The organism is uncultured Vibrio sp. (assembly GCF_947488985.1).
In the GTDB taxonomy this organism is placed as follows: domain Bacteria; phylum Pseudomonadota; class Gammaproteobacteria; order Enterobacterales; family Vibrionaceae; genus Vibrio.
Genome location: NZ_CANLBV010000089.1, coordinates 1 through 16,383, shown reverse-complemented (window position 1 = coordinate 16,383; position 16,383 = coordinate 1). Strand labels below are relative to the sequence as shown.

Below are 16,383 nucleotides of genomic sequence, written 5' to 3'. Positions count from 1 at the left end.
GTATCTGCTGATGGAGCATATGACACAAAAAGTTGTCATGAGACTTTGAAAAACAAAGGCTGTACTCCGTTGATACCACCTCGAAAGAATGCTGCGCTTTGGGAAGATGAGCATCCTAGAAATGAAGCAGTAACAGCTCTGAAAAGCGGGACGATAGCGGAATGGAAAGCTGAATCTGGTTATCACTATCGCTCAATATCTGAGACTGCAATGTCTCGATATAAAGGACTAACAAGCGGCAAACTGAGCCTGAGATGTTACAACGCTCAAGTGGGTGAAATCATGGCGAATGTTAAAGCTATAAACAAAGTCATAGGACTAGGTATGCCCGTTAGAAACTAACGGATAGTCATATATGGCACTGTTGTTCTTCAAGCTGATTTGATCAACAACGCCATTTCGTAACGTAGAACGTACAAGGACGTAGATATGGAACATGGCTCTATCAACTACATTGAGTTTGCAGCGCGAGATCTCGCTGCAACTAAGGCGTTTTTCAGCCAAGTGGTAACGAAATGGCGGTATGCAGCGACAGGTAACCAGCGTATCTCTAGTGGTTAAAGCGATATAATCGTTATTAAGCGACTGATTTAAACACTTAGATAAAAAAGCCTGCGATTAAGCAGGCTTTGTGGTTTGTTCGTTTAGCTATGGGTACAAATACCGTTTTTAAGAGTAGCAAGCACGGTTTTTAAGTGCGCTCATCGAGGTACGCTTGGTAATCTGGGATCTCGATGTTCACTTCTTGACTAAGCAGTGATGAGTTGAACAGGAAGTTCGCGGTAGCACGGTTGGTTGCCACTGGAATGTTCCACACACTTGCAATACGCAGCAGTGCTTTTACATCCGGATCGTGTGGGACTGCATTGAGTGGATCCCAGAAGAAAATCAGTACATCGATTTTGCCTTCCGCAATCAGTGCTCCAAGTTGTTGGTCGCCACCCATTGGACCGCTGATCATACTTTTGATTGCTAAGCCCGTCTCTTTGCTTAGTACAGAACCGGTGGTGCCTGTCGCATAAAGGAAGTGGCTTTGGAGCTTCTCTTTATTCTCTTTTACCCATCTTAGTAGCTCAGGTTTGAAGTTATCATGAGCGACTAACGCGATGTTCTTATGCGCTGGCATGGTACGTGTGGTTTTTTGCATCAAGGTTCCCTAAATTATTGATTTAATCTTTGATTGCTAGGAATATATCACTAAGGTTCAACAGTGAATACAGGTCGAAACTCAGAAGGTGACAGTGAGTCGGTGATCTTGTGATCTCTTAGCGTTGATGGCGTTAGAATGTCTATCTCTGGTGCCGCGTATTTATCATATGGCTCTGAACGTAAATATTTGATGGATTGTTCAACGGACAAGCGTCCTTGTTCAACCATTTTGTCGGTTGGTGAAAATAGAACCTTGTCACGTAGTAAGCCACGGTAGACTCCATGGCTAAGATAGGTTGAAACCAATTTTATTTTGTTGGATTTATTGGCGGATCTAAGCTCACTGATGGCCGCTTCTATCGCAATAGCACTGCCAACAATGTATTTTATATCAGGTCGTTCAATGACCTTTTGAACGAAGTTTCTTTGTAACTCTTTATCATTATCCGCCGAGTAGCTGACAGCAACATTAACGTCACTGGACTCTATTGCGTCGTAGAAACCGTCTGCGATCGGTTTTGTGGGACCGAGTAGTAAGGCTACGTCGATTTTACCAGAACCAGTCGGGTGTAATTCTTTGAGAAATTGACCAGAGTCGTAACCCATCTGATACCAGTCGACACCTACTACCCCTTTTAATACTTGCTGTTGTTGCTCGCTTAAAATCAACTCATTGACTGTGGCGAAAACCGGGGTAGAGCCTACCCATTGGGTTAACGTGTTGTAATAAGCATCAGGTGAGACTGTACCTAAAATGATCGCGTCGGCACCCCATTGAACACAGAGTTGCATTTGAGAGGCTTGCTTTGAAATATTAGGGTAACCGCCAGCTTCTAGAACCCTTAGCTCGACGCCCTGCCTTCTGGCTTCTGAGATCATGCCATAGTTGACGGATAGCCAGTAAGAGTCTTTGAGGTGTGGGTAAACCGCACAAATTTTCTCTGCACCGGACGAAGTCTCAGCCTTAGGGGCAGGCAGTAAATCAACATGAGTCTCTTTTGTGGTTGGAGACGTCGCTGTTTGCTGAGCCGCAGGTTGTGAAGTGACAAGCTGTGAAGCGACTGACTGTCGGGGTTCTGACAGTGAAGGGGCCGCAACCGCCAAACTGGACAATAAGCCAACTACAGTGGAAATGATTGTTGTCGCAAGCGTTTTAGATAGCATGAATGAGCATTTATTGGCTTTAGGTAAGAAACACTCCAAAATATAGCGTATTCTGGTTGGGTAAAGAAGAACGCTTTAAGGTTTAAGTTATATGTTGTTAGCCACAGCAAGTATTGGACGCAAGCTACTGGTTTCATTTTTGGTCATGGCGCTCTTAGTTCTTGTCTCTGCATTGATCGGTGTTTCTGGTTTTAGCTTTGTGGCGAAAACAGAGCGCAACGTTGTCGATTCTGCGCTCCCCGCCATGATTGAAGCCAGACAAGTGTCTGAGCTCAGTAACCGCATTATTTCTTCGGTTCAAATCCTGTCAAATGCTAAGAGTGAGCAAGAGAGGCAAGAGGCAGGCGTGGTTTTATTTGGTCAACTTGAATCGCTGCTCAACCACATCAAAGATCTCGGTGTCGACAGTTTTGATTCCAAACTATTGCATGAACTGGAAAGCCACGTTGAAAGCGTGATCAATACGCTGGCAGAGCTCGGTATCTCGGTTGAACGTAGGCTTTGGTTTAGTAAAGAGCTGAAAACGCGTGTTGAAGAAATGAAGTTTATCGCGAAAGAGCTGGAGCAATTGACTCGTACTCAAGTACTCAACACCTCCACGATTGCGGTTGCCAACGTAACACACATCTATGATCTGCTTGAAACCCAGCAGACAGATAAGGCTTACCAAGCGCTTGATGCATTGGTTGAAGTAGACTTGGACTTATCTGAACGCCTACATGAATTTCACTTACTTGCTTTTAAAATTCAGAATCTAATTGAAGAAACGCAAACCGTGACCAACCTAGAGCGTATCCATCAAATTCAATCCGAATTTGAGGAAAGCCTTAAGATCATGGACCGTCGAGTTAAGGTTGTAGAGGATCCTACCCGTTTAGAGCAGATGCTATTACTACTTGATGAGCTTGATAAGCGACAAGCTGTATTTAATCTCTCTATTGAACAGTATGAGAATGTAAAAAAATCAGAGCTTTTGATGCAGAATACGTTACAACTTTTTACTCAATTAAACACCACAGTTAACCAGTTAGTCGATGACTCCAACCTGAGTACCAAACAAGCGGTAGATGAGCTGACCTCAACCCTAAAACTGGCTCAGTGGTCGCTATCGGTGATCTCAGTTATTGGCTTGGTCATCGTGGCGTTGATCGTTTGGCGGGTAGTGTATGTCTCAGTTGTTAAACGCCTTACCGAGTATTCTTCGGCATTAATGTCGATTGCTCAAGGACGCCTCAATATTGATATCTCCGTCAAAGGCAATGATGAAATTGCACGCATGGGGGAGGCGATCATTACAGCAAGAAATACCGCTCAAGCGTTGCAGGTGGTCGCGGTTGGTGAGGCCAAAGCCAAGCAAGAGTTGGAACTTCATAAAGAGCAGCTTGAAGAACTGATTACTGAGCGTACTTATCAGTTGCAACAGACCAATGATAAATTAAATGTAGAAGTTACTAATCACGCTCAGGCGCGCCGTGCTGCTGAGCAAGCAAGCCGCGCTAAATCTGCCTTCTTAGCCACTATGAGCCATGAAATCAGAACACCAATGAATGGCGTATTGGGTACCGCTCGCTTACTCAAAGATACAGGATTGAACCCGTTGCAGTCTGGTTATGCAGATATCATCAATCGCAGCGGTAAGAATTTATTGGCGATCTTGAATGATGTGCTGGACTACTCAAAAATTGAGGCCGGGCACCTAGAAATACGGATAGCGTCCTTTGATTTGCATCAGATGGTGCAAGATACCTATCAGTTGATGGAAGGGCGTGCGGCCGAGAAGAAGCTCGACTTTAACGTCCATATTGAAAGTGATGTGCAACGATACTGGCGTGGTGACGTAACTCGGCTAAGTCAAATCCTAAATAATCTGGTTGGTAATGCCATTAAGTTCACTCACCGTGGTTCTGTGGACATTTACACCAGCTTAGATGTTGAAGACTCACATCGCATTATGTTTGAGGTGTCGGACACCGGGGCTGGAATTGGTAAGAGTGAGCAACAATCCCTGTTTGATGCCTTCAGCCAAACTGAGAGTGGCCGCAATACAACTGGCGGTACAGGGCTTGGCCTCGCGATCAGCAAAAGCATTCTATTGGCGATGAAGGGGGATATTGGTGTTTATTCTGAACAGGGTGAAGGCAGTCAATTTTGGTTCTCTGTACCGCTTGAAGTGGATGAGAGAGAAGTTGTTGAGAAAACGGAAACGAAAGCAACGGTACTCGAAACCTGTATTCGCGCGAAAGTGTTATTAGTTGAAGACAACCCAGTGAACGGCATTGTCGCTGAAGGTTTTTTGCATAACCTAGGCCACGAGGTTGTGATCGCGACCACCGGACAACAAGCTAGAGTGATATTCCGTGAGCAAGCCTTCGATATCGCGCTGGTGGACATTAACTTACCGGACTGCGATGGCGTCGAGTTAATTCAACAACTCAAAGACGATGTACTTCAGCACCAGAATGAAGAAGACATAACACGTAAAGAACCACCAATGATCGCAGTATCGGCTCATGTGTTTAATGAAGACGTCGAAAGCTACTTATCTAGTGGCTTTGATGGTTTCTTACCTAAGCCACTAGATAAAGAAGCCCTATCTCAGCTAATTGTTGAACAGTTGGACGGCCATACCTTGTTGCTGCCTCAACCCGATCCGTCAGAGGTTATTGGTGATGATGCTAGCGTTAACCTTCAACCTAGACTCAGGTCTAAACTGGAGAAGCGAGATTTAACGTCACTGGTGCTTGAAGACTCCATGCCACAAGTTAAGCTACACTCGGTAAATCGCCAAGGTGAGCAGGTTATGCCAATCATCGATCCGAAAGTAATAAAAGATGACTTAGCGATCCTCGGTCGAGAAAAAATAGTGCAGATTATTGGTCTGTTTGACCAAAGCAGCCAAGTGACTATCAACGAACTTGTTATGGCGAGTAAATCGGACAACGCGCGTGACATTAAATCGTTAGCGCATAAACTGAAAGGGTCGGCAGGCAGCCTAGGGTTATCTGCACTGTTTAGTTTATGCCAGAGCATTGAAGCGAGTGAAGACCCGTTGCTTCAATATTGTGATAACGCGGATTCTTTATCTGAACTGGTGAAGGACTCGCTCGCGGCGCTGCGAGAACAGCTATAAAGTGGTTATTGGGCGAAACCCCCAAAACTAAAAAGCAGGTTATTTCTCCGTTTGAATATGAAGAAGTGACCTGCTTTTTTTCATTGTCGAATCAAACGCTAAGTAAGGCGTTTTAGAGTGCTTCTAAGCCATCTTGATATGGCCAGCGGCTTTGATTTTCACGTGAACCATGTTGCCTTGTAGATAGCTTAACGGGATCTCGCTACGCTCAATGATAGTTACACTGTCACTGCATGCGCCAGCATCAATCGCCAGTTGTTTTGACTGCTCTTCCAAATCGTTTAAGGTGTGTTCGCGAGACGCTGGCTCGATTGATACGATCTTATCGAACTGCCCTGAGATTTCACCTAGCGCCACCCCAATAGCATTAGCAACTTCAAAGTGCTCTGGGCGAACCACTTGACTGACGCCCTCAAAATGATCGGGGAACAGTGCACTGCCGCCGCCAACCATGATCACGGGGACGCTTGCTGCAGAGGTCTTCATCTTATCAATGCCTTCTTCAACATCCGTCACCATCTGTTGGTAAACCAGGTTGGCTTGCTCGGTAGAAATACCGATTTCGTCGCGCAGTTGATGCCCTGCTTGCCACTGCATTTGCCCGGTTTTGAGTGCAATGTCGGTGAGTGTCAGCTCATCACCACCAAAACTTCGTGCAGCTTGCGTCAAGGTGTGGCCGACACTTTCAGGGCCTAACTCGATGCTTTGCTGACCTAGATGAACCTTGGTGCCGCCGCCAATGGCGAGTGCCAAAATGTCGGGCATGCGGAAGTTGGTTCTCACTTCGCCGATTTCTACGGCTAAGCTCGATTCTCTTGGGTAACCGTGAGTCAGTACGCCAATATCAGATGTGGTGCCGCCCACATCGACCACAATTGCGTCTTTTAGCTTGGTGAGATGACTTGCACCACGAATTGAGTTGGTTGGGCCACAAGCGACAGTGAGGATCGGATACATTAACGCAAATTGTTGCGACATTAATGTGCCGTCATTCTGACCGAAATAAGGCGTGGTTTGAATCTCATGCTTCACCAACGCATGACAAAAGCCGTCAACGAATCGTTTTGCTGTGCTTTGCAGAGCCGCATTGAGGATAGTCGCGTTTTCTCGTTCTAGAAGCCCTAAGCTGCCGACTTTATGAGATAACGATAAGCTTACATCGGGAAGTGCTTGTTGAATCCATTGTGCAACTTGAAGCTCTTGGTCGCCATTTACGGGAGAGAACACACCGCAGATAGCAATGGAATCCACATGGCCTTCCATTTTCTGGCACAGCTCGCGGATTTCAGACTCTTGAACGTCGGCAATCAGTTGACCATCGTATTCATAACCGCCGTGAGCTTGGTAGAAGTGTCCACCAAGCAGTGCCTGCCACGCTTTACTCCAACCGCATAACGGTGGAACACTGTCACCACTTGGCAGAGCTAAACGGATCATCCCAACTCTGTCTAAGCCTTTTCTTTCAACGATTGCGTTGGTGCATTGAGTGGTGCCGAGCATCGCGTGTTTTACTTGCTGACCGCCAATCTGCGCTTGGCTTAATAACGCAGTAATCGCGTTATCAATGCCAGTTGAAATATCCTGTGTGGTTGCGGTTTTCACCTTGGCAATCACATTTAAGTCTGCGTCGAGCAGCACTCCGTCGGTATTGGTGCCCCCTACATCAATGCCAAGGCGGCAGTAATCCAGCGTAATGTTTGTCATACGGCTACCTCTTCAATGCAGACTTGAGTTGTTCAATGGTTTGGTATTCGACCGTGTAGCCAAAGTAACCCGGCCCTGCGACTTCAATACCTTTATCTGTGCGCCACTTAGGGTCACAAGGGTAGGCGATAAGATCGATACGCTGTCCGTAACGAAGTTGTTCGGTGGTGATGGGTTTACCCGTTTCATGATCCAAAATCGAGATGAGGTCCGGTGTTGAAGCCAGCAGATTATCTTGGCTCATGTCTGCGCGGCTTGTGCCTTTGTGCGCAAGAAGCAATTCGTTTTGGAATTGGACAAAGACGTTATCAACACCGGTATCTTCAAACTGAGCCAGTTTCTCAATCACAACCCCTCCGGTTGCAAAGCCACCATCGGTTTCACGTTGAATATCGACAACCTTGCCGCTGATGATGGTATGGCCGCCGACAATGTCTAACACGGCTTGGGTGCCGCTCTGATTGTTGTCGTTCGCCAGTCTAATCGCCTCACCAACCTTCATTGCCTGAGTCAGAGTGGCAGGCAGTGCACTACATTTTAGGTTCTTGCCGTTCATTGGGTAATCACACATTGCTGCGGATCCGCCCATCTGCTCGGTTATTGGGCGAGCAAATTTTTCAGACCAAATGCCGTCAATTGGGTAGAGCGTAACCACATTGCCACGCTCGTCGGCCAATGTGTTGGGTGCTGAAGGGAGACCATCAAGAAAGAAGGTTACCATCTGCGCTTCTGGGAATGCGCGGCCCATTGCATCACAATCAACCACTGGAATGTTCTTTTGCGCTGCCACGAGGATCGGGATCAGCGAATTAAAACCGCCCACTTCGATAGGAAAGGTGGCTGCCACTTCAGTGCCGAGAGCTTTTTCCATCGCCTCAAAAGCCACCAACATTTGGTCTTTTGAATTGAGTTTTTCTACTGCTACCGTCGGTGCGCCAATCATTGAAGAGGGCACCGTCATCCAATCGTCTTGTACCTCTTCTAAAGGAATCAGACGTACCGGCTGTTTTGCCGTAGCGATAGCAACCTTAGCCATTAATGCGCCGCTGTATGGGTCACCGCCGCCGCCAGTGCCTAATACAGTAGCACCGAGTGCGATATCATCAATCATCTGTTCAGTAATAATCACGGTTTTTCCTTAGCACTTGCAGGAGACAGCTTCACTAGCGTTAGGTAAAAAACACCGGCAGCAATAATGCCGTCTAACGCTGAGATGCTAGTCAGTGAAAATAGGTTGAAGAACTCAGGGGCAGTACAGGCGCTGAATGCGGTGCCAAATGACCAAGAAGCTAAGCCTTTAAACATCCAAGCAGGAACTTGCTGGATATTCGAAAAATTCATTTTTGTTGAATCTAAAACATAATATTGAACGATGTAGACGCCAGCAGCGGGCGCGATAGTCACACTGAGTAACATCAAGAAGTCGGTAAATTTGTTCACCATGCCGAGTTGAGCAATACCAATTCCTGCGATGGTCATGATCACAACCAATACAGGGCGTGGGACTTTTGGTAACACCATTGACATGCATAGACCGCCAGAGGTTAGGTTGCTGCTGTTGGTCGTCCATTGAGCAAACACGAGTACGATGATCGCCGCTATGCCTAAACCTAGAGTGAAGAATACCTCAACTAGGTCGTCAGTGCCTGTCATCTTGGTCAAGATCAATGCGATAAGAATGATGGCACTGTTGCCAACCAGAAAACCAATCCCCGCGCCTAAAATTGCGTCACGACGTGTTTTGGCGTAGCGGGCAATATCCGGCGCAGCGACCGCCGCTAAGATCCAAATCGACATCACAAAGGAGATCGCTTGACCCAGTGTCAAAGGATCGTCAATAGAAGGGGCTACACCGCCTTGATAGTCAGCCGCCATAAACAAGCCAATAGTGATCAGAGTGACCATTAAAGGCACTGAGTAAGTACTGAGTTTTCCTAGGGCGCGGACACCATAGATCGCGGTCATCATCATCAGCACACTTCCGCTAACCAAAGCGGTGAGGTGTGAAATGACAATGTCGTACTTGGCAAGCGCATCAACCATGATGAAAGCAAAGAAATCGGCTTGGAAAGCGAACCAGCCGACCAGTGAGATGCCATTGATAAAACCTAAGATTTTACCGCCGTTACGACCAAAAACCGCACTGCTGACCAAGGGGGTGGAGACGCCAGCTTGAAAGCCGATATTGGCGCACAACATCGCGATCACTGCCAGTAAGCCTGAGCCCACAAACGTAGCAAGCAGTGCGTCTTCAAAGCCAATACCACTGCTTAGAATTGAGCCCAAAAATAGCCCTGAAATATCGATGCCGATGGCTAGCCAGATAAGGCTGATCACCCACCAGGAGCGTTTGGCTTGCTTGGGAACAGGCTCCAGCTCAAAGTCGTTTATCTTATTGTGGCTCTCTGTTTCGGTCGCTTTGCTCGCGCACGCTTCTGTTGTCATAACGCCATCCATGCATTGTTATTCTATAAGTGTGAATAAAGCATACTGATGTATTTATGGTTAATAAATGAATATAATCAGATATAAACATAATGAAAATCAAATGTGAGCCTTAAGGTGAATATAAACAATAGGTTAGATAAAAGAGACCTGCGTAGATTAGAGCTTTTCTGTGAAATTGTTGAGCAAGGTGGTATTAATCAAGCGGTTGCAAGTACCGGAATTAGCCAGCCAGTACTCAGTAATCAACTTATTGCGTTAGAAAAAAGCCTAGAATTAACATTATGCCAACGTGGTCGACGCGGCTTTAAGCTGACCCACGAAGGTGAGCAGGTCTATAAATATGCAAACCAGCTCAAATCAACCTTGACCGATTTTGCCTACAAGCTGAGAGGCGTGCAGACCGAGCTCTCTGGGCACGTACGAATAGGCTGTTTAGATAACACGGTGACTTTGCCTTATAACCCATTGCCTAAAGCGATCGAGACATTTTACCAACGCAGTGATAGCGTGGAGGTGAGTGTCGATGTGGGTGATTTTACGCAACTCAATGAAAAGCTCGCAAAGAACCAGATTGATATGATGATCGTTGTACTGGGTTCACATCAAAAATCGGCGTTTCAACATAAATACCCGCTGTTTGAAGAGCACAGCTACCTGTATGCGCGTAAAGATCTGGCTGAGAAGATCATGGACAACGATTTCTCGCTGGATGGCTGTCGCATCAATATGGGCGGTTATGCCAAAGATGAGATGTTTCGAGTACTGAATATCGAGCAGTACGACTCGGTAAAACCGTTCGATGGCTGGCATGTTGAGTCGGGCGTGATCTTAACATTGGCGGGGACCCACCTTAGCTTTTTGCCCTCTCACTTGATCAACCGTGGTCACTATGACCAAGCGCTAATCCCACTTCAACCGGATAAGTGGCGGCTTAAAAGTCAATTTTATCTGGTGTTGAAGCAGCCCTTAGATTCCCTTTTTCCGGCGGCACGCGCGTTTTTTGATGAGTTACAGCAACGACAAGCATTGAGCTAAACCCAGCACTTTATATGTGGTTGAGTTGTCACTACAAGATACTGGCGTCGTAAATAGAAAAAACCTCTGGGTGGGCACCTCAGAGGTTTTATTGGTTTATTCACTGTTTTCAATTCGAAGTGTTAACTCTGAACTGTGGACTAGCGATTCTCGAAGCGGTTGTAGTCCAATAAACCAAACTCTATCGGTTGGTTTTGTTGGTACCAACGATGGACACGATCACTGAACGGCCAGAATTCGTCAGAACTGCGTCGTATTGCAAATTTATCAAGCAACGCGATGTAGTCTTGTTCTTTGCTGAGATTTTGCAGCATGACAACCAGAGCGGGAATCTCACTTTCTTTTAATGACAGGTAAGCCTCTGGGTAGCTACCCACGACGCCGCGTACTAGCGTTAAGTCATCATTAGCGTAATCGCGGTTACCCTCTTCATTGAACAGGCTCGAAATATTACTGTGAGCGTTATTGTGAATCATGGTAAACAGCTGCTCTTTGCCGTTTTCGCCTTCAATCATGATCATCACTAATTGAGGGACATGACGTAAGCCTTCCCCTTTAATTCGACTGACTTGCTTGAGGAGTGCTTCACTGTTTTTAGCAAAGCCAGTATCAACAATCTCAAAACGATTATTGAGAACCGGATCTAGCTTATTTTTGATCTTATTAAGCAGCTCACGCTTAGGATCTTCGGTTTTGTAAATGACGCTAGTTGGTTGATCAAAATGCGCGATATTACGTTGTAAGAAGTCGCTCAGTTGCACGCTTTGATCTTGATACCAGCTTGAGTGTTCCGCATGTCTGACGTCTTTGGGCAGTAAGGTTAAGAAGTTACTCTCACCCTCCAGGCGTAGGAAATCCATAAACATGCGGGTGATCAGTTGGTGGCCAAAGTTACCGTAGACATCGAAACCAGCCACAAGAAGGTAATGAATACGTTCTAAAAGCGCATAATCTAGAATCCATGCGGTTTTAGGCTGTGGCCCGACCAAACCTTGCACAACAGACGCACTGTCAAAGTGTCTAAATATGGTTAACGCGGCATTTGGGTTGGTACCATTACCATCCCAAATTACATCGATATCAAGGTTTTCGCCATTTTTAAACCATTGGTTGGTGAAGTCAGATTTAGCATTGAGGTAGCGTGCTTGCTGCTTTGCGTATCTTACCCAGTTTGTGACAGGCAGCGTGTTGCTCTCAAGTTCACTCGGCAATTTTAAATTCTTCTCTTGGCTAGCGTAGAACTGGTTTATTTCTGGTATATCGGCTTTGTCTGGGTCAATAAAGACGACCCAAAAGCGATCGTTGATGACATTGAGTGCCAGTTGACCACGACACACAGGACCTTTGATAAACGCCATGATGGTATTCTGTGCATTATCTAGCATAAATTTGAAGCGAGAGTTAACCGGAAGCGTGTCAAAGGCCGTCATCGGGTTGGCTGCAACATCAATATGATAGCTAGGGAGTTGCTTTACCTCGTAATCGGCATCAACAAACCAAGTGTTCCAACTTTGCAGGCGCGCTTTATTTAGCGCGAAAGGCATGTGTGTTTTATCGACGATAGTACCTTGCTCTGGAATGAGGCGGTAATAAACACGATCAACATCTGGGTCATCATAGGGGCGACGCGTGGAAATACGCTGCACAGCCTCACCGGGAGGGGTAGCGGAGCGAACAATTGAGAAGAAACGAGCGGGCTGTTTTAAGTCTGAAAAATAGACGTGAGACAAGAACAGGTGTTCGTAGATATAACGTGCTGATAGCTGGCTTTTATTGTCACTCTGATTGAGAAAGCGTTCGTAGACCTGAACCATTTCTTGCTCGGCATCAGTCAGCGGAATAGGGTCGTTCATTAGCGCACCGTTCTCTAACCAACTCATTAATGTTGCGAACTCAGTTTTGTCTAAGTTCGGCATCCCATAAGGCATTCCCCAGGTCGGGTAATCTTTTTCATACTGGGCATACTCCTCAATGGTTGGGCATTGTTGATCTCGGTCGATTGAGAAATCAAAACCTTCGAGTTGCGCTTGATCAGGAAGAGGGTGGTTTTCTTTTTGCTTCAGCATCCGAGAAACCAGCCCGGCATCAAGGTTGGCGGTTGAATTCTGGATGCGCTCGTTAAGTACAGGGTGAAAGTCGGCGTCGCGCCATTCTTGGGTGGTCAATGCATCTTCAAACAAGCGAGTAGGGGCAGATGCCGTTAAGCGTGTACCGTGATAAACTAGCTCCTTGCTTGCGCCGCGATCTATCCCTTCAACGGAAGACATTTTTAACTGGCAAGGCGCATCGTAACAGGCATGGCAAACCACACATCGGTTATCAATGATCGGTTTGACTTCATTCATGAAATGTTGGGCTTGCGCTGAAACCAGTGGTACTTGACGCTCGCGTACCTGTTGCTGACCAAACAGCTCGTCAAAGTTTAAACCAGCATAGACAGCACAGCCTGAAAACACACTAACAAAAGCTAAAATAAACAGTTTATTGAAATTCATACTAAGTCTCTTGATATAAAAAGAGCCTAACCCTAAGGTTAAGCTCTTCAGTAACAAATTCAATGTTTCTCTTGATTATGCTTGTGATGCTTGTAGTTCAGCAATTTTAGCTTCAGAGATTGGTTTTGTTATAACTGCAAGCACAATACATACCGCCATCATTACTGCAGAGATTGTGTAAGCTAGGCCGTAACCTTCGCCATTTGCCATTGAGAAACCAACAACCGCAGCACCGATAGCGCCGCCGATACCCCATGCCGTGTAAAGCACGCCGTAGTTAGTACCGTAGTTTTTCAGACCGTAGAACTCAGCCGTTAGGGTTGGGAATACAGCTAGAAGCGTACCGTAACCAACAGCGGCAATAGCCGTACCGATGATTAGCGTGAATTCAGAGTTGAACGTAGCAAATAGAGCCATGTTCGCGCCTTGAAGGATGAACGCTAGCAGTAGAGTACGTACACCACCGATTTTATCTGCAAGCATCCCCGCACCAACACGGCCGCCTGAGTTAAATACAGCCAAAATAGATGCAAGGTAAACAGCATTAGGCAGGTTAGCTTGAACGCTAGCAATCGTAGTGATGTTGCCAATGATCATTAGGCCAACAGAAGCAGCAAGTGCGTACATGATCCATAGCGAGTAGAACTGAGGCGTTTTCAGCATGACTTTCCAGCCAAGCTCTTCCGTCTTCTGAACTGCTTTAGGTGCTTGGCCTGCTTTTACTTTAGGCTCAGCTGGCGTGTAATTCGCTGGTGGGTTGTTGATTGTTGCAGCTAAAGGAACGGCGATAGCCAGTACACCTGCACCAAGAATTATAAAGCTTGTTTGAATACCCACAGTGTCGATTAGCGCTGAAGTTACTGGGGCTAGGTAAATAGCGGCAAGACCAAAGCCTGCTGCGATAAGACCGTTAACCATACCTTTCTTAGATGAGTGGAACCACTTCATTGCCGCTGGAGAAAGACATGCGTAACCGAAACCGATACCTGCACCTGTCATTACACCGAAGGTGATGTTCAGCATCATAGGCGTTGTTGCGAAACCAGAAGCAATCATGCCAAGACCAGTTAGCACCGTACCTAGGATAAGGATCTTACGTGGACCCATGCGGTCCTGAAGGATGCCAGCAACAAGAAGACAAACGGAGAATGTGATAGTTGCAATAGCGTATGGTGAAGAGGCTTCAGCCGCACTCCAACCCGCTTCAGTGACTAGCGCTTTGTTAAATACACTCCAGGCATACAGGATGCCAAGACAAAGGTTGATACAGAAGCCTGCTAGCAGGATACGTGTTGCTTTATCAATCTTGCTCATTTTTATTCTCGGTTTTGTCATTGTTCGATGGAGACCACGTAACGAAAGACGGGTGATAGTAATTATTTTCTCAAAATTAGTTTGCGTTTATCAATGGATAGCGCAAAAGAGCGCGGATTATAACCAATAAAAATGTGATTGGAATCTCTTTTTCTACTTTTGGTAAAATAAAACCCATCTTGTTGAGGATTTGTTTCGTTTTGGTTTTTTTATTGTTTTTTTTGTGCTTTTTGTTTTTGTTACTTTTACGCTTGTTCGTCAATTTAATCAGGGGGTTCTGATCAACTATTTTTTAAAACGCACACATACCGTGCCCACATCACAGAGTGAAAAACAATTAAAAATAATTTCGGAGGTTAATTTTGTGTAACAAAATAAATCGAAATAACGCTTTGCCATATGGGATAAGGGATAGCGGAGTTTTATTAAAGACAAGATGTTAGGTGTTTGTTAATGTCGGTTTTTTTCGACTGGATTTGCTTGTGTTTTGTTCAAATTGAGGGGTTGTGTTACCCAGAAAAAGTGGGAAAATGGCTACGAAAACTGAGATTCCATATTTGAAGTGTGCGTTTCTAACTTATTTAGTGAGGCGAGTATTATGAAACTGTTTTTTATTTTATTGATGTCAATTTCTGGTGGTGTAGCAGCGGCCGAACATATTCATTCTTTCTTATTCGGCTTCTATGTAGCGGGATTGGCTGTAGGAAGTTGCTACTGGTTTGCTTTTCGCAGCACACGCTTCCCACCACTCGCTTTAGTGCTATTGATGTGTGGTTTCTTCGCGAAAGTTGCGGTAACGGTCGTGGGTGTTTCTTGGGGTATCTCGAACGATATTATCCAATCGCCGTTCGTTTTCTCTCTTTCTTACCTATTCTTCTTAGTGGTTGTCTCTTACGTATTGTTTGCCCACCGCGATAAATTGACACTAAAAAAGCGCACTAAATTGGTTGAAGAGTCTCGCAGACAAGCAGCCGCCAAACAAGCAGCCGCATAGTTCAGTTTGGGTATTTAGATTTAATTTTTTAAAAGCCTTCTTCGGAAGGTTTTTTTGATCTTGCTTTTGCTCTGCTCTTAGCGATAGAGAACTCGGCGATACCAATCACAGTAAGTGTTCAGAAATAGCGCAGAAAAAAAAGCTTGAGAACAAGGCAGCTCTTTCAACAAAAAGTTTCGATAAGTATTTATTCTACAATCAAAAATTCTAACGCCGTTATCGAGGTTTTTAACAAGCTAGGGTGACCAGTTATTGACTACGATTGGTATCACAAGTCAGAGAAAATACCCCAGCATGGTGACATACTTGGGGTATTTTCTTTTATAGTCAATGAAGATAGAAAGGGTCGTTACTTCTTCATCAATTTAGCGAGCTCAGCAAATGGGTTATGCGTTGCGGTTTGGTGATCGTCCAACCGCGCTTTTGCATCCACGCCGTAACGTTCATGATCTGTGTATTTTGAGTGCTCATGATCGTGACAGTACAGGCACAATAGCTCCCAGTTACTGCCATCTTCAGGGTTGTTTGTATGGTCGTGATCTACATGGTGAACGGTGAGCTCTCGGAGGTTTGAGTAAACAAACTCACGTGCACATTTACCACAAACCCATGGGTATAGCTTTAGTGCCTTTTCTCGGTAGCCCTTCTCTTGGCGAGCGTACGCTGCACTTGTGCCTGTGTAATCAGAAGACATTGCCAAATCCTTATTAATTATAATGATGATATTTTATCACAGCTTTCTTAACCCTGTCGGTATGTGGTGAGCAAATATTATTGGTTAGTACTGTTTTGTATGCGCACGTATTCCACTAAGGTGTATTTCGTTGAAGCACTTTCTAGCAGTACTGTACTGAAGTTTCAGTCAGCACTTATCTAGGGCGTGTTGATCTTTCGTGAGTGTTTTTTGAATAGCATGGTAAAGAGTTATAATTTGCTTTGCCAAAAGTAAA

Annotated in this window: 12 protein-coding genes and 1 pseudogene; 5 read left to right on the top strand and 8 right to left on the bottom strand. The window is 45.5% G+C overall.

The genetic code is table 11. From position 1 onward, the window contains the following. Together Q1A70_RS15820 and Q1A70_RS15815 are read left to right on the top strand one after the other, a co-directional pair. Window positions 1-342: transposase (locus Q1A70_RS15820; RefSeq protein ID WP_299693662.1), on the top strand; the 342-nt coding region annotated here is incomplete at its 5' end. An 87-nt stretch (window positions 343-429) separates the two neighbouring features. Beyond that, window positions 430-507, top strand: a pseudogene (locus Q1A70_RS15815) (VOC family protein); the annotation flags it as partial. Between the two features lie 184 nt (window positions 508-691). Here Q1A70_RS15815 and Q1A70_RS15810 read toward each other — a convergent pair. Next, window positions 692-1,147, bottom strand: a complete 456-nt coding sequence (locus Q1A70_RS15810; protein WP_299693659.1) for a methylglyoxal synthase — start codon at window positions 1,145-1,147, stop codon at window positions 692-694. A 50-nt stretch (window positions 1,148-1,197) separates the two neighbouring features. After that, window positions 1,198-2,313, bottom strand: a complete 1,116-nt coding sequence (gene torT / locus Q1A70_RS15805) for a TMAO reductase system periplasmic protein TorT (RefSeq protein WP_299693656.1) — start codon at window positions 2,311-2,313, stop codon at window positions 1,198-1,200. Between the two features lie 91 nt (window positions 2,314-2,404). Here torT and torS point away from each other — a divergent pair, with 91 nt between their 5' ends. Next, a complete protein-coding gene (gene torS, locus Q1A70_RS15800; RefSeq protein WP_299693649.1) occupies window positions 2,405-5,443 on the top strand; it encodes a TMAO reductase system sensor histidine kinase/response regulator TorS in 3,039 nt (1,012 codons plus the stop codon). Between the two features lie 123 nt (window positions 5,444-5,566). Here the strand turns inward: torS and Q1A70_RS15795 are convergent, their stop codons facing one another. The 3 genes from Q1A70_RS15795 to Q1A70_RS15785 are packed head-to-tail and all read right to left on the bottom strand — an operon-like array spanning window position 5,567 to window position 9,592. Continuing rightward, window positions 5,567-7,147 (bottom strand): hydantoinase/oxoprolinase family protein, encoded by a 1,581-nt coding sequence (locus tag Q1A70_RS15795; protein ID WP_299693646.1) that lies wholly within the window; start codon window positions 7,145-7,147, stop codon window positions 5,567-5,569. 4 nt (window positions 7,148-7,151) lie between these two features. Continuing rightward, a complete protein-coding gene (locus tag Q1A70_RS15790) occupies window positions 7,152-8,276 on the bottom strand; it encodes a DUF917 domain-containing protein (protein WP_299693644.1) in 1,125 nt (374 codons plus the stop codon). Beyond that, window positions 8,273-9,592 carry a cytosine permease gene (locus tag Q1A70_RS15785; protein ID WP_299693639.1) on the bottom strand — a complete coding sequence of 440 codons (1,320 nt, stop codon included), beginning with the start codon at window positions 9,590-9,592 and terminating at the stop codon, window positions 8,273-8,275. Before Q1A70_RS15785 ends, Q1A70_RS15790 begins: the two co-directional genes overlap by 4 nt. Before the next feature lie 105 nt (window positions 9,593-9,697). Here Q1A70_RS15785 and Q1A70_RS15780 point away from each other — a divergent pair, with 105 nt between their 5' ends. Further along, window positions 9,698-10,630 (top strand): LysR family transcriptional regulator, encoded by a 933-nt coding sequence (locus Q1A70_RS15780; RefSeq protein WP_299693636.1) that lies wholly within the window; start codon window positions 9,698-9,700, stop codon window positions 10,628-10,630. Window positions 10,631-10,770: 140 nt separating this feature from the next. Here Q1A70_RS15780 and Q1A70_RS15775 read toward each other — a convergent pair whose 3' ends face one another. Together Q1A70_RS15775 and Q1A70_RS15770 are read right to left on the bottom strand one after the other, a co-directional pair. Beyond that, entirely contained in the window at window positions 10,771-13,125 is a 2,355-nt protein-coding gene (locus Q1A70_RS15775; RefSeq protein ID WP_299693633.1) for a fatty acid cis/trans isomerase, read from the bottom strand. Between the two features lie 75 nt (window positions 13,126-13,200). Then, window positions 13,201-14,439, bottom strand: a complete 1,239-nt coding sequence (locus Q1A70_RS15770; protein ID WP_299693630.1) for an OFA family MFS transporter — start codon at window positions 14,437-14,439, stop codon at window positions 13,201-13,203. 598 nt (window positions 14,440-15,037) lie between these two features. Between Q1A70_RS15770 and Q1A70_RS15765 the strand changes: the two genes are divergently transcribed. After that, window positions 15,038-15,433: an NADH:ubiquinone oxidoreductase gene (locus Q1A70_RS15765; protein ID WP_299693627.1), complete on the top strand. Its 396-nt coding sequence runs from the start codon at window positions 15,038-15,040 to the stop codon at window positions 15,431-15,433. Between the two features lie 349 nt (window positions 15,434-15,782). Here Q1A70_RS15765 and Q1A70_RS15760 read toward each other — a convergent pair whose 3' ends face one another. After that, window positions 15,783-16,127, bottom strand: a complete 345-nt coding sequence (locus Q1A70_RS15760) for a YajD family HNH nuclease (RefSeq protein ID WP_299693625.1) — start codon at window positions 16,125-16,127, stop codon at window positions 15,783-15,785. Between the last annotated feature and the right edge of the window lie 256 nt (window positions 16,128-16,383).

What these genes read in the sequence shown, in the direction of transcription:
- Q1A70_RS15810 (WP_299693659.1), bottom strand. Translation starts at nt 1,147, where the DNA reads ATGCAAAAAACCACACGTACCATGCCAGCGCATAAGAACATCGCGTTA.
- torT (WP_299693656.1), bottom strand. Translation starts at nt 2,313, where the DNA reads ATGCTATCTAAAACGCTTGCGACAACAATCATTTCCACTGTAGTTGGC.
- torS (WP_299693649.1), top strand. Translation starts at nt 2,405, where the DNA reads ATGTTGTTAGCCACAGCAAGTATTGGACGCAAGCTACTGGTTTCATTT.
- Q1A70_RS15795 (WP_299693646.1), bottom strand. Translation starts at nt 7,147, where the DNA reads ATGACAAACATTACGCTGGATTACTGCCGCCTTGGCATTGATGTAGGG.
- Q1A70_RS15785 (WP_299693639.1), bottom strand. Translation starts at nt 9,592, where the DNA reads ATGACAACAGAAGCGTGCGCGAGCAAAGCGACCGAAACAGAGAGCCAC.
- Q1A70_RS15775 (WP_299693633.1), bottom strand. Translation starts at nt 13,125, where the DNA reads ATGAATTTCAATAAACTGTTTATTTTAGCTTTTGTTAGTGTGTTTTCA.
- Q1A70_RS15770 (WP_299693630.1), bottom strand. Translation starts at nt 14,439, where the DNA reads ATGAGCAAGATTGATAAAGCAACACGTATCCTGCTAGCAGGCTTCTGT.
- Q1A70_RS15765 (WP_299693627.1), top strand. Translation starts at nt 15,038, where the DNA reads ATGAAACTGTTTTTTATTTTATTGATGTCAATTTCTGGTGGTGTAGCA.
- Q1A70_RS15760 (WP_299693625.1), bottom strand. Translation starts at nt 16,127, where the DNA reads ATGTCTTCTGATTACACAGGCACAAGTGCAGCGTACGCTCGCCAAGAG.